The 14,006-nt window shown below is 66.7% G+C and carries 10 protein-coding genes, 1 pseudogene and 1 riboswitch; of the genes and pseudogenes, 9 read left to right on the top strand and 2 right to left on the bottom strand.

The genetic code is table 11. From position 1 onward, the window contains the following. Positions 1 to 2: 2 nt before the first annotated feature. The 6 genes from xdhB (at position 3) to FHX60_RS11465 (ending at position 8,269) form a co-directional block, all read left to right on the top strand. Positions 3 to 2,363, top strand: coding sequence for a xanthine dehydrogenase molybdopterin binding subunit (gene xdhB / locus FHX60_RS11490; RefSeq protein ID WP_183283458.1), 2,361 nt, complete (start codon positions 3 to 5; stop codon positions 2,361 to 2,363). Between the two features lie 164 nt (positions 2,364 to 2,527). After that, the gene (gene xdhC, locus FHX60_RS11485; RefSeq protein WP_183283457.1) at positions 2,528 to 3,517 is read left to right on the top strand and encodes a xanthine dehydrogenase accessory protein XdhC; all 990 of its coding nucleotides are present in this window, start codon (positions 2,528 to 2,530) and stop codon (positions 3,515 to 3,517) included. A gap of 55 nt (positions 3,518 to 3,572) precedes the next feature. After that, complete coding sequence (locus tag FHX60_RS11480) at positions 3,573 to 4,628, top strand: adenosine deaminase (RefSeq protein WP_183283456.1); 1,056 nt, start codon at positions 3,573 to 3,575, stop codon at positions 4,626 to 4,628. Positions 4,629 to 4,704: 76 nt separating this feature from the next. After that, positions 4,705 to 6,027 (top strand): guanine deaminase, encoded by a 1,323-nt coding sequence (gene guaD / locus FHX60_RS11475; RefSeq protein ID WP_183283455.1) that lies wholly within the window; start codon positions 4,705 to 4,707, stop codon positions 6,025 to 6,027. 188 nt (positions 6,028 to 6,215) lie between these two features. Further along, positions 6,216 to 7,379 carry a fatty acid desaturase gene (locus FHX60_RS11470; protein WP_112775265.1) on the top strand — a complete coding sequence of 388 codons (1,164 nt, stop codon included), beginning with the start codon at positions 6,216 to 6,218 and terminating at the stop codon, positions 7,377 to 7,379. A gap of 56 nt (positions 7,380 to 7,435) precedes the next feature. Then, positions 7,436 to 7,666: riboswitch (yybP-ykoY riboswitch) on the top strand. A 27-nt stretch (positions 7,667 to 7,693) separates the two neighbouring features. Further along, the gene (locus FHX60_RS11465; RefSeq protein ID WP_112775264.1) at positions 7,694 to 8,269 is read left to right on the top strand and encodes a TMEM165/GDT1 family protein; all 576 of its coding nucleotides are present in this window, start codon (positions 7,694 to 7,696) and stop codon (positions 8,267 to 8,269) included. 1,076 nt (positions 8,270 to 9,345) lie between these two features. Here FHX60_RS11465 and FHX60_RS11460 read toward each other — a convergent pair. Together FHX60_RS11460 and uraH are read right to left on the bottom strand one after the other, a co-directional pair. After that, positions 9,346 to 10,551 (bottom strand): urate hydroxylase PuuD, encoded by a 1,206-nt coding sequence (locus FHX60_RS11460; protein WP_092314128.1) that lies wholly within the window; start codon positions 10,549 to 10,551, stop codon positions 9,346 to 9,348. 31 nt (positions 10,552 to 10,582) lie between these two features. After that, complete coding sequence (gene uraH, locus FHX60_RS11455; RefSeq protein WP_012352291.1) at positions 10,583 to 10,936, bottom strand: hydroxyisourate hydrolase; 354 nt, start codon at positions 10,934 to 10,936, stop codon at positions 10,583 to 10,585. Positions 10,937 to 11,235: 299 nt separating this feature from the next. Between uraH and FHX60_RS11450 the strand changes: the two genes are divergently transcribed. The 3 genes and pseudogenes from FHX60_RS11450 to FHX60_RS11440 form a co-directional block, all read left to right on the top strand. Next, a complete protein-coding gene (locus FHX60_RS11450; RefSeq protein WP_183283454.1) occupies positions 11,236 to 12,012 on the top strand; it encodes a GntR family transcriptional regulator in 777 nt (258 codons plus the stop codon). 170 nt (positions 12,013 to 12,182) lie between these two features. After that, a complete protein-coding gene (locus FHX60_RS11445; protein ID WP_092314132.1) occupies positions 12,183 to 13,589 on the top strand; it encodes a nucleobase:cation symporter-2 family protein in 1,407 nt (468 codons plus the stop codon). A 157-nt stretch (positions 13,590 to 13,746) separates the two neighbouring features. Beyond that, positions 13,747 to 14,006: pseudogene (locus tag FHX60_RS11440) on the top strand (allantoinase); the annotation flags it as partial.

Raw genomic sequence — 14,006 nt, 5'->3', positions numbered from 1 at the left:
GCATGAACAAGCAAACCGAACCCTTCCTGCTCGACGCCGCCGCCGAACAGGTACCGCAGGTCGGCATCTCGCGTCCGCACGAATCCGCCCACCTGCACGTGGCCGGCACCGCGACCTACACCGACGACATCCCCGAGCTGGCCGGCACGCTGCACGCCGCGCTCGGCATGAGCACCCGCGCGCACGCGCGCATCAAGTCGGTCTCGCTCGACAAGGTGCGCGCCGCGCCGGGCGTGGTCGACGTGCTGACGGTGGACGATATCCCCGGCACCAACGACTGCGGCCCGATCATCCATGACGACCCGATCCTGCCGCGCGGCGTGGTGCAGTTCGTCGGCCAGCCGGTCTTTATCGTGGTGGCAACTTCGCATGACGCGGCCCGCCGCGCGGCCCGCCTCGGCGTGATCGACTATGAAGACCTGCCGCCGGTGCTGTCGCCGCAGGCCGCGCACGAGGCCGGCAGCTATGTGCTGCCGCCGATGCACCTGACGCGCGGCGAGCCCGCCGCGCGCATTGCCGGCGCGACCCACCAGGACAGCGGCACGATCCACCTGGGCGGCCAGGAGCAGTTCTACCTCGAAGGCCAGATCTCGTACGCCGCGCCGCGCGAGAACGACGGCATGCACGTGTGGTGCTCGACCCAGCACCCGACCGAAATGCAGCACGCGGTCGCGCATATGCTGGGCTGGCACGCGCACCAGGTGCTGGTCGAATGCCGCCGCATGGGCGGCGGCTTCGGCGGCAAGGAATCGCAGTCGGCGCTGTTCGCCTGCTGCGCCGCGCTGGCGGCGTGGAAGCTGATGTGCCCGGTCAAGCTGCGCCCGGACCGCGACGACGACATGATGATCACCGGCAAGCGCCATGACTTCGTGTTCGACTATAGCGTCGGCCACGACGACGAGGGCCATATCGAAGGCGTGAAGGTCGAGATGGTGTCGCGCGCCGGCTTCTCGGCCGACCTGTCGGGCCCGGTGATGACCCGCGCCATCTGCCACTTCGACAATGCCTACTGGCTGCCGAACGTGCAGATCGACGGCTACTGCGGCAAGACCAACACGCAGAGCAACACCGCCTTCCGCGGCTTCGGCGGCCCGCAGGGCGCGTTCGCGGTCGAGTACATCCTCGACAATATCGCCCGCACGGTCGGCAAGGATTCGCTCGACGTGCGCCGCGCCAACTTCTACGGCAAGAGCGAGAACAACGTCACGCCCTACGGCCAGACCGTGGAAGACAACGTCATCCACGAGCTGATCGACGAACTGGTGGCCAGCAGCGAATACCGCGCCCGCCGCGAGGCCACGCGCGCTTTCAACGCCACCAGCCCGGTGCTGAAGAAGGGCATCGCCATCACCCCGGTGAAGTTCGGCATCTCGTTCAACGTGGCCCACTTCAACCAGGCCGGCGCGCTGGTGCACGTCTACAACGACGGCTCGGTGCTGGTGAACCACGGCGGCACCGAAATGGGCCAGGGCCTGAACACCAAGGTGGCGATGGTGGTGGCGCACGAGCTCGGCATCCGCATGGAACGCGTGCGCGTGACCGCGACCGACACCAGCAAGGTAGCCAATACCTCCGCCACCGCGGCTTCGACCGGCGCGGACCTGAACGGCAAGGCCGCGCAGGACGCCGCGCGCCAGATCCGCGAGCGCCTGGCCGCGTTTGCCGCGCGCAAGGCCGGCGTGGAACCATCGGAAGTGCGCTTCAACGATGACCTGGTCAGCGCCGGCGAGCTGCGCCTGTCGTTCGGCGAGCTGGCGCGCGAAGCCTACGTGGCGCGCGTGCAGCTATGGTCCGACGGCTTCTACACCACGCCCAAGCTGCACTGGGACCAGAAGGCGCTGCAGGGCCGCCCGTTCTACTACTTCGCCTACGGCGCCGCATGCTCCGAGGTGCTGGTGGACACGCTCACCGGCGAATGGAAGCTGCTGCGCGCCGACGCGCTGCACGACGCGGGCCGCTCGCTGAACCCGGCGCTGGACATCGGCCAGGTCGAAGGCGCCTTTATCCAGGGCATGGGCTGGCTGACCACCGAGGAACTGTGGTGGAACAAGGACGGCAAGCTGATGACGCACGCCCCGTCCACCTACAAGATCCCGACGGTCAATGACTGCCCGGAAGCCTTCAACGTGCGCCTGTTCCAGAACCGCAACGTCGAGGACAGCATCCACCGCTCCAAGGCAGTGGGCGAGCCGCCGCTGCTGCTGCCGTTCTCGGTGTTCTTCGCGATCCGCGACGCCGTGGCCGCGCTGGGCGACTACCGCATCAACCCGCCGCTGAAGGCCCCGGCCACCAGCGAGGCCATCCTCGACGCCGTCGAGGCCGTGCGCGCGGCGGCGGCGCAAGGGGCTGCGCAGGCAGCCTGAACGGTGGCAAGGAAGCGCGCGCCTGCGGATGCCCCGGACTTTCCCCCCTCGACTGCCTTGACAGGCGAGGGGCCGGCGGAAGAAGCAGGCGCGCGCCACCACCAGCACCGCCATTAACGCCACAGCAACACCAGTCAACACCCGCATCTCCCGAGGCCCCCACCATGCAGGACGCACCGCTCAAACCCTTCCGCTTCGCCGACGCCGCCCGCATGGTGCGCGCGGGCGTGCCGGTGGCGATGGTGACGATCGTCGAGGTCAAGGGCTCGGCGCCGCGCGAGGCCGGCATCCGCATGCTGGTCAGCGCCGACGACCTGGTCGGCACCATCGGCGGCGGCCACCTGGAATGGCGCGGCATGGATATCGCACGCGAGATGCTGGTGCGCGGCGAGCCGCGCCGGATCGAGCGCATTCCGCTCGGCCCGGCGCTGGGACAGTGCTGCGGCGGCGTGGTGCAGCTGGCGTTCGAAGTGCTTGGCGAAGCCGACCTGGCGTGGCTGGATGCCGTGGAGCGGAAGTTCGCCGCCCATTGCTCGCTGCAGCGGCACGTTCCCGCGCGCGGCGCGGTCACGTTTGCCGACAGCCGCGCCGTGCTCCCCGGCGTGGACCTGCAGGCCGACGGCAGCTGGACCGACACGCTGGTGCCCGACACCATGCACGTAGTGCTGTTCGGCGCCGGCCATGTCGGCCATGCGCTGGTCAAGGTGCTGGCCACGCTGCCGTGCCGGGTGCACTGGGTCGACGAGCGCGACACGCTGTTCCCCGGCGGCCTGCCCGACAACGTCGAGGCCGAGGCCAGCGACACGCCCGAGGCCGTGGTCGCGCAGGCGCCGGCGGGCAGCTACTTCCTGGTGATGACGCACAGCCATGCGCTCGACCAGACCCTGTGCGAGGAAATCCTCAAGCGCACCGATTTCGCCTACTTCGGCCTGATCGGTTCCAAGACCAAGCGCGCGCGCTTTGAACACCGCATGGCCGAGCACGGCATCGATCCGGCCCGGTTTGCGGAAATGACATGCCCCATGGGGGTTCCCGGGATCACCGACAAGGCTCCGGCTATGATTGCGGTTGCCATCGTCGCCCAGCTGCTCCAGGTCCGCGAACAGCGCCTTGCCGCGCTGCGTGCGGGCCGCACGGAGGCGGTGCATCCCTGAACCCGTGCCGCCGGCGCTGCCGCCCGGCACAGAAAAGCCCAGAAACGAGGCCCCCATGACCATCGATGCCGCGCTCGCGGAACAGATCCGCCGCACCCCCAAGGCCGAACTGCATGTGCATATCGAAGGCACGCTTGAGCCGGAACTGATCTTCCGGCTGGCGCAGCGCAACCAGGTGGCGCTGCCCTACCCCAGCGTCGACGCGCTGCGCGCCGCTTACGCCTTCACCGACCTGCAGTCGTTCCTGGACATCTACTACGCCGGCGCCAGCGTGCTGCTGACCGAGGAAGATTTCTTCGACATGACCATGGACTACGTCAAGCGCGCCGTCGCCGACAACGTCCGCCACGCCGAGATCTTCTTCGATCCGCAGACCCATACCGCGCGCGGCGTGCCGATCGGCGTGGTGATCGACGGCATTGCCGATGCCCTGGCGCAGGCGCGCACCGAGTACGACTTCTCGAGCAGCCTGATCCTGTGCTTCCTGCGCCATCTGTCGGAGGAAGACGCGTTCGCCACGCTGGAGGCGGCGCTGCCCTATCGCGACCGCTTCGTCGGTGTCGGGCTCGATTCGTCGGAAAAAGGCAACCCGCCCGAGAAATTCGCGCGCGTGTTCGCCCGGGCGCGCGAGCTCGGCCTGCACCTGGTGGCGCACGCGGGCGAGGAAGGCCCGGCGCAGTACGTGACCGATGCGCTCGACATCCTGAAGGCGGAACGCATCGACCACGGCGTGCGCGCCATCGACGATGCCGCGCTGGTCGAGCGCCTGGCGCGCGAGCGCGTGGCGCTGACGGTGTGCCCGCTGTCGAACCTCAAGCTCAAGGTCTACCCCGACCTGCGCGACCACCCGCTCAAGCGCATGCTGGATGCGGGCGTGGCGATCACGCTGCATTCGGACGACCCGGCCTACTTCGGCGGCTATATGAATGCGAACTGGGAAGCCACCTTCGACGCGCTGCCGCTGGACGCGGCCGACGCGCACAAGCTGGCCCGCAACAGTTTTGAAGCGGCCTTCCTGCCTGCCATGCAGAAGGCCGAGTTCCTGGCGGAAGTCGACCACTTCTGGTCCGCCCCGCCCAAGTCCCCGCCCGCAACGGCTCCCGCGGCCTGAGCACGGCGCACGCCAATAACCCGGCCTGCTGCTTGCACCATGCGGTGCCGCGCGGGCCGGCCACGAGAGACAAACCATGACGACCCACCCCACCACTGACTCCCGTACCCGCTCCATCCGCGGCCGCGTGCTGCATTTCCTGCGCGACCCGCAATTCCATGAGGACGCGTATCAGTATTGGGACGACGGGGTGCTGATCGTCACCGACGGGCGCATCGCCGCCGCCGGCGACTATGCCCAGCTGGCCGAGCGCATCCCGGCCGGCGCCGAGGTCATCGACCACCGCGGCAAGCTGATCGTGCCCGGCTTTATCGACACCCACGTGCACTTCCCGCAGACCGACATGATCGCGTCGCCGTCGCCGGGCCTGCTGCACTGGCTCGACACCTACACCTTCCCCGAAGAGCGCCGCTTCGCCGATCCCGACTACGCGCGTGGCGTGGCCGGCTTCTTCACCGAGGAACTGCTGCGCAACGGCACCACCAGCGCGGTGGTCTGGAGCACGGTGCACAAGGCCTCGGCCGACGCCCTCTTCGCCGAGAGCGAGGCGCGCAACCTGCGCATGGTCACCGGCAAGGTGATGATGGACCGCAACTGCCCCGAATTCCTGCGCGACACCGCCGAAAGCGGCGCCCGGGATTCCGCCGACCTGCTGTCGCGCTGGCATAACAAGGGACGGCTGTCGTACGCGATCACGCCGCGCTTCGCGCCGACCTCGACCGAGGCGCAGCTGGCCGCCTGCGGCGAACTGGCGCGCGCCTACCCCGACGCCTTTATCCAGACCCATGTGGCGGAGAACCGCGACGAGGTCAAATGGGTGGCCGAGCTGTTCCCGGACGCGCGCAGCTACCTCGACGTCTACGACCGCTATGGCCTGCTGCGTCCCGGCGCGATGTACGGCCACGCCATCTACCTGGACCAGGACGACCGCCGCCGGCTGGCCGACAGCGGCGCCGCGGTGGCGCACTGCCCGACTTCCAACCTGTTCCTCGGCAGCGGCTTCTATGACTTCCACCAGTCCGATGCCAACCGCCTGAACGTGACGCTGGCCACCGACGTGGGCGGCGGCACCTCGTTCTCGATGTTCCGCACCATGAACGCCGCGCACAAGGTGGCGCGCATGGGCGGCTACTACCTGACCGCGCTGCGCATGTTCTACCTGGCCACCCGCGCCGCGGCGGAGGCGCTGGGCTGGACCGGCCGCGTCGGCAGTTTCAGCGAGGGCTGCGAGGCCGACTTCATCGTGCTCGACCCCAAGGCGACGCCGCTGATCGCACGCCGCAGCAACCGCTCGGAAACGCTCGAGGAAGAGCTGTTCGCCTTTGCCATGCTGGGCGACGACCGCGTGATCGACAGCGTCTATGTGATGGGCGAGCCGGCCAGCGTCCCGGCAGCCTGATCCGCCACACTTCCGCATCCGTGGCCCGCCGCACCCGCGGCGGGCGCGCCCTTACCGCTTCCGCCGTCCCACCGGCTTGACGACCGTCAAGACTGCCTTCGACAAAGCCTTCTAACCTTGCGGTTCCGCCGCGGCCACTCTGCCTTGCCGCGCACCGATATCCATCGACCGCAATCAGAAGGTTCTGCATGACCGCATATCAATCCGTTGACCCCGCCCCCGGGCACGCCCCGGCGCATGCCGGCGCGCGCGCCCATGCCCCGCACCAGGCGCCGCTTCCTGAACCGATCGCGCCGGACGCGCCGCTGCCGTCGCGCAAGATCATCCGCGGCTGGCTGATCCCGCTGGGCCAGCGCAGCACGCCGCGCGCGCTGATGCTGTTTGCCTTTGATTACCTGCTGTTCGGCGCCGTGCTGGCCGGCGTGGTGCTGGCGCCGCACTGGGCCGCCAAGCTGGCGCTGGGGGTGCTGGCGGGGCTGGTGATCGCGCGCCTGTTTATCATCGGCCACGATGCCTGCCACCAGAGCCTGACCCCGCGCCGCGGCCTGAACAAGTGGCTGGGCCGGCTGACCTTCCTGCCTTCGCTGACGCCGTACAGCCTGTGGGAAGTCGGCCATAACGTGGTCCATCACGGCTACACCAACCTGAAGGGCTTCGACTTCGTCTGGGCGCCCTATTCGCTAGAGGAATTCAACGCGCTGCCGCGCTGGCGCCGCGTGATGGAACGCATCTACCGCACCGGCTTCGGCCCGGGGCTGTATTACCTGGTCGAGATCTGGTGGTGCAAGCTGTTCTTCCCCAGCAAGCGCCAGATGGCCACGCGCCGCCCGATCTTCACCGGCGACTGCGTGCTGGTGGCGGCGTTCGGGCTGGCCTGGATCGGCGCGCTGGCGGCGCTGGCGCTGGCCACGCAGCAGTCCGTCTGGATGCTGATCGGCGCCGGCTTCGTGCTGCCCTTCCTGGTGTGGAACATCACCGTCGGCTTCGTGCTGTACGTGCACCATACCCACACCAGCGTCGCCTGGTACGACACCAAGACGATGTGGGCCAGGGCCCAGCCGTTCGTCTCGACCACCGTGCACCTGCGCTTCCGCCACGGCATCGGCGCAGCGCTGCACCACATCATGGAACACACCGCGCACCACGTCGACATGAGCGTGCCGCTGTACCGCCTCAAGCGCGCGCAGGCGCTGCTGGAACACGCGCTGCCGGGCCGCATCATCATCGAAAACTTTTCGTGGCGCTGGTATTTCGACACCGCGCGCCGCTGCAAGCTCTATGACTTCAAGGCGCTGTGCTGGACCGATTTCCGCGGCCGCCAGACCAGCGACAACGCACCGGTGCCGGCCTGAGCGCCGCCCGCCATGCGGCGACGGGTGGACGAGCCCCCGCCGCCGCGGTTATAATCGCCGCTTCCATTGGGGAGTAGCCGCCCTGCTCTCACCGCGCCGCGCAATGCGGACTTCGGCAGACAGGGGCGTACGTCAACAGACTTGACCGCTTGCGGTTATGGCGTGCGCAGCTCCGGACCCGCCTGGCCAGATCGGCCCAGGCAGCGTCCATGCCTGGCGAGACCGATGACCATCCCTTTCTGGCCGGGCCGGGAAAGGGTTGCGTCATTGGCATCTCGCGATGCATTGCGGCCCGGTTACCCCACAAGATCAATATGGAAGCCTTCCTCGTCTCCACAGGCATCGTCGCCCTAGCAGAAATGGGCGACAAGACGCAATTGCTGTCGCTGGTACTGGCCGCGCGCTATCGCAAGCCGGTGCCCATCATCCTCGGCATCCTGATCGCCACGCTGTTCAATCATGGCTTTGCCGGCGCGCTCGGCGGCTGGATCACGCACGTCGTCGGCGAAAGCCTGTTGCGCTGGATCCTCGGCCTGGGCTTTATCGCGATGGCCGCGTGGATGCTGATCCCCGACAAGCTCGACGACGCCGAGCAGGCCAAGCCCGTCAAGGGCTTCATCGGCATCCTCGGCACCACCCTCGTCGCCTTCTTCTTTGCCGAGATGGGCGACAAGACCCAGATCGCCACGGTGGCGCTGGCGGCGCGCTTCAGCGACGCCGTGCTGGCGGTGGTCATGGGCACGACCTTCGGCATGATGATCGCCAATGCACCAGCTGTCTTGCTGGGCGACAGGTTTGCCAACAAGATGCCGATCGGGCTGGTGCATAAGATTGCGGCGGGGATTTTTTTGGTGTTGGGGGTGTTGGTGTTGGTGAAGGTTGGGGGGTGATTTGGTTGGTGGGCGCGGTTGGTTGGTGACATGCTGTCGGGGCATTGAAGGGGCTGGGGTCTGTTGGTGACATGCTGTCGGGACATTGAAGGTGCTGGGCGCCGCTGGTGACATGCTGTCGGCTGTTGAACCGCCTGGTTCCGCCCTCCTGGGCGGGTCACTTTTTGGCCAAGCGCCAAAAAGTAACCAAAAAACGCGTCGCCTGAGCGGCTGGCTAAGGCGGCGTTGGTGGTTCCAACGGTGGTGGCTTGCGGTCAGGCGGTTGGTGGTTCGACCCTGCTGGCGCTACCTGGATGTGCCTGGCGTTCAAGGTCGGATGGACGAACCCGACTTTAGGTCGGTGGCAGCCTGCTAACCGCGTTATTGGTGGGACGCCTACGGCTGCGCTGCGCGCGCTCCCGATCTCAGGTCTACTGCTCTGGCACGGAGTGCGTCGCTGCGCTCGCACGCGCTGTTGCGGCGCGTACGCGCCCCTCCGGAGGGCCCCTGCGCGGAAGCGACGCGAATCGTGCGCACGCACCGAAAGCGCCAAGCGAGCGCAGCGAAGCGTTCTGTGCCAGAGCCCTTGGCCTGCGATACTGCCGGCGCGCAGCGCAGCCGTAGGCGTTCCTACGACAAGGCCAGCAGCAGGGGCCACGCCGCGCTCTGGGCTCGTTCAACCCACACTTCAACGCCCCTGCCACGGTAGTGCACCACCGCGGCAGGCAGTCCCGCTATGTGAGGAAGCAAAGCCCCGTACGAAAACTCCAACGCACACTACGATAAGACATGCCGCCCGCAGGGCAGTAAACGCGCTTTTTGGTTACTTTTTGGCGCTGGGCCAAAAAGTGACCCGCCCAGGAGGGCGGAACCACACGGTTCAACAGCCCACAGCATGTCACCAACAGCGACCACCCAAACAAAAACAAGAAACACCAATAAAAAAAACGGGACCCGTAGGCCCCGTCCAAACCCTCGCCGGTCCGGTACTGCGGGTTGCCAACTGCTCAACCCTCCGGACCGTCGATCACCGATGCTCGGATTTCCCGGGCCGGCTCTGCTAGAGCCGGCCTCAATGCATTGCAGCTCAGCACACGTTAATTCGTAGTCTTGGCACCGCCTTCGAACCACTGCCCCAGCAGCGCGCGCTCGTCGTCGGTGATCTGCGTCACGTTGCCCAGCGGCATCGCCTTCTGCTGCACCGCCTGCTGGTAGATCAGCTGAGCGTGGGCCTTGATGTCCTCGGGCGTCTCGAGCTTGATGCCCTTGGCCGCGGTCGGCATCATCTTCGGCTGCTCGGCGTGGCACTGCACGCAGCGTGCGTTCATCACTTCCTGCACCTTGGCGAAGCTGACGGTCGCGGCTGCCTCGCCATCGACCTTGGCCACGGCCGGGCGCGGCTGCGGCGCGATCATCACGGCGACAACACCCAGCGCGGCGACGCCGGCGGCAGGCCACAGCACATTGATCTTGCCCTTGTGCTTCAGGATGAAGAACTGGCGGATCAGCACGCCCGACAGCATGATCAGGATCAGCACCACCCAGTTGTACTTGTGGGCGTAGGTCATGCTGTAGTGGTTCGACAGCATCGCGAACAGCACCGGCAGCGTGAAGTAGGTGTTGTGCACGCTGCGCTGCTTGCCGCGCTTGCCGTGGATCGGGTCCACCGGCTGGCCGGCCTTCAGTGCCGCGACCACCTTGCGCTGGCCCGGGATGATCCATGCCAGCACGTTCGCGCTCATGATCGTCGCGACCATCGCGCCGGTCAGCAGGAACGCCGCGCGGCCGGAGAAAATGTGGCACGCAACGTAGGCCGCCGCGGCGATGTAGATCGCCACCAGGATGCCGACCAGGCGGTCATTCTTGTTGAACAGGCGGCAGATGCTGTCATAGACGATCCAGCCGATCAGCAGGTACGACACCGCGAAGCCGACCGCCGCGCCAGGCGACATGTCGAACACGTTCTTGTCGATCAGGAACGTGCTGGCGTTGAACAGGTACAGCACCACCAGCAGCGCAAAGCCGCTCATCCAGGTCGAATACGACTCCCAGTAGAACCAGTGCAGGTTCTCCGGCAGCGACTTGGGCGCGGTCAGGTACTTCTGCGGGTTGTAGAAGCCGCCGCCGTGCACGGCCCACAGTTCGCCGTCGACACCCTTCTCCTTCAGGTCCGGCGCGGTGGGCTTGGTCAGGCTGTTGTCCAGCCACACGAAATAGAACGAAGAGCCGATCCATGCGATCGCGGTGATGACGTGCACCCACCGCAGCAGCATATTGGCCCAGTCGAGGATATAGCCTTCCATGTCTTGTCTCCTGTTTCCCTATGCCACCGCTTCAGCTGCCGCGGTAGGTCGAGTACGACCAGGGCGAAACCAGGAGGGGCACGTGATAGTGCGCGTTGACGTCGGCAATGCCGAAGCGCAGCGGCACCACGTCCAGGAAGGCCGGCTCGGGCAGCTTCACGCCCTGGGCGCGGAAATAGTCGCCGGCGGCGAATTCCAGCTCGTACACGCCAGCGGCGAGGTCGGCACCCTCCAGCAGCGGCTGGTCGCAGCGGCCGTCGTGGTTGGTGACCACGGTCTTGAGGGTTTCGCGACGATTGTCGACAATTTTATGGAGAGTAATCGACATGCCCTGCCCGGGCGTGCCCGCAGCGGTGTCGAGAACATGGGTGGTCAAGCGTCCCATCGTATTTGTCCTTTTGCGATTGGGTTGTGAGGGGCGCCGCTGCCTTCACTAGCACCATGTGTGGGAATGGTGCCCGCTCGGTACGTCTGGTAACGCATCCCGGCGCTGGGTTGGTGCGTGGCGACAATGCGCCTGCACTTCCCCGTTGGCAATTCAGGGATTTCCCTGAGTTGTCGAAAACCTGAGTTGGTTTTGTTGACAATATTGAGGCCGTAACCAAATAATTGTCAACAATTTTTGGATCACCGTACCCTGATAAACAGGATTCACGGTGCCCCGCCTGACCTGCTGGTGCCACGATGTCCAAGAGCCTGAAGCTGATTGCCGCCAACGCCGAATCCAAGGCCGGATCCGAGCTCGGCGAACCGACCGAGATCCCGGGCAAGCCCGCCAAGCCCGCGCGCAAGGGCTCGGTCGAGGAGCGCATGTACCACGAGATCTACGACGCGATCATGGAGCACCGGCTGCCGCCGCGCACCAAGCTCACCGAGCATTCGCTTTGCGAGATCTATGCCACCGCGCGCCACACCGTGCGCAAGGTGCTGTCGCACCTGGCGGCGGACGGTATGGTCGACCTCGAGCCCAACCGCGGCGCCTTTATCGCCAGCCCGTCGACCGACGAGGCGCACGACATGTTCGAGCTGCGCCAGATGCTGGAGCGCGCGGTGCTGGAAAAGCTGGCCGGCATGCCCGACGTCAAGGCCGTGATCGCCCCGCTGCGCCAGATGGTCGCCAATGAGCGCCAGGCCTTCCTGACGCACGACCGTCCCAAGTGGATCCGCCTGTCCGCCGAATTCCACACCGCGCTGGCGGAACTGTCGGGCAATGCGCTGCTGGTCAACATGATGCGCCGCCTGGTGTCGCGCACCACGCTGATGATCGCCAGCGTGGAAGCGCCGGGCAACAACGCCTGCTCGTTCGACGAGCACGAAGAAATCCTCGACGCCCTGGAACAGGGCAATGCCGCACTGGCCCAGTCGCGCATGGCGCACCACCTTGGCGCCTGCGCCGACCGCGTGCAGCCGGACGAACCGGGCAGCTTCGATCTTCGCAGCGTACTAGGCCGCTCCACCTAGCACGGTGTTCCCGTCACGCCCCCGCAAGAAGAAGGCAGCAGGCCCGTCGTCAGTACCGCGCCCAGGCAGTGCAAACGAGAGCGCGGCGACGGCGGGCCCATAACAACACCGACCAAACTGCCGGCACGGACGTGGCGTTCCCATCAAACCAAAGGAGAGGAGACGCACCAATGAATTCCGCAAGCACCACGGTCCCGACGGACCTCACCAACGAGCGTTTGCCTTCCGGGCGCCTGCTCGCGCTCGGGTTGCAGCACGTTCTGGTGATGTACGCCGGCACGGTTGCCGTGCCACTGATCGTGGGTGGCGCGCTCAAGCTGCCCAAGGACCAGCTGGCATTCCTGATCAACGCCGACCTGTTCGCCGCCGGCCTGGCCACGCTGATCCAGGCCATCGGCTTCTGGAAGTTCGGCATCCGGCTGCCGGTGATGATGGGCGTGACCTTTGCCTCGGTGGCGCCGATGATCGCCATCGGCACCGATCCCAACGTCGGCCTGCTCGGCATCTACGGCGCGGTGATTGCGTCAGGGATCTTCGGCATCCTGATCTCGCCGATGATGGGACGCATGCTCGGACTGTTCCCGCCGGTGGTGACCGGCACGGTGATCACGCTGATCGGCGTGTCGCTGATGCGCGTGGCCATCAACTGGTCGGCCGGCGGCCAGCCCACCACGCGCGCTGTCATCGACGGCGTCGCCAAGGAAGTGCCCAACCTCGCCTATGGCGACCTGGCCAACCTCGGCATCGCGGGCCTGACGCTGGTCATCATCCTGCTGCTGACCAAGTACGGCCGCGGCCTGGTGGCCAACTGCGCGGTGCTGCTGGGCATCATCGCCGGCACGCTGGTGGCGATGGCGCTGGGCAAGGTGTCGTTCGAAGGCCTGGATGAAGCCAGCTTCGTCGCCGTCATCACGCCGCTGCACTTCGGCATGCCGACCTTCGAAGTGACCGCGATCCTGTCGATGTGCATCGTCATGCTGATCACGCTGGTGGAGTCGACCGGCATGTTCCTGGCGCTGTCGGACATCACCGGCAAGAAGCTGAGCAACGAGGACCTGACCCGCGGCCTGCGCGCCGACGGCCTGGGCACGGTGATCGGCGGCATCTTCAACACCTTCCCCTACACCTCGTTCTCGCAGAACGTGGGCCTGGTGACGGTGACCGGCGTGCGCTCGCGCTACGTGGCGGCGGCCGGCGGCCTCATCCTGATCGCCTTCGGCCTGTTCCCCAAGATGGCCCACGTAGTGGCCTCGGTGCCGCAGTTCGTGCTGGGCGGCGCCGGCATCGTGATGTTCGGCATGGTCGCTGCCACCGGCATCCGCATCCTGGGCTCGTGCGATTTCAACCGCAACCGCCACAACCTGTTCATCGTCGCCATCTCGATCGGCTTCGGCATGATCCCGACGCTGGCGCCGACGTTCTTCCAGTACCTGCCCAAGTGGACCGACCCGTTCACGCACAGCGGCATCGTGCTCGGCACGATCGTGGCCGTGACGCTGAACCTGTTCTACAACGGCATCCAGTCGCGCGAAGAGGCCATGCGCAACGCCGCGGCCAACTCGCACGGCACCGAGTAATCGAAGTACCGGCAACGCAGGGCCGGCCCCGCAAGGGTCCGGCCCCCCCGGGTTGCAGACCGGCGCCGCCGGCACGACTGGCATGCTCATTGCATGACGATCGGCGCCTGCGGCGGGACGGCGGTGCCGGGTGGTTTCCTGAAGCAAGCAACGACACATGACAAACGATAACTATCCACGCGATCTCATCGGTTACGGCGCCCGTCCGCCGCACGCCCGCTGGCCGGGCGGCGCGCGCGTGGCGCTGCAGTTCGTGCTCAACTACGAAGAAGGCGGCGAGAACTGCGTGCTGCACGGCGACGCCGCCTCCGAGCAGTTCCTCTCCGAGATCGTCGGCGCCGCGGCCTATCCCGACCGCCACATGAGCATGGAGGGCATCTACGAATACGGCTCGCGCGCCGGCGTCTGGCGCCTCCT

This window comes from Cupriavidus alkaliphilus, from assembly GCF_014191175.1.
Taxonomy (GTDB): Bacteria; Pseudomonadota; Gammaproteobacteria; order Burkholderiales; family Burkholderiaceae; genus Cupriavidus; species Cupriavidus alkaliphilus.
The sequence above is the reverse complement of the archived record's forward strand: the minus strand, read 5'-3'. Positions and strand labels throughout refer to the sequence as shown.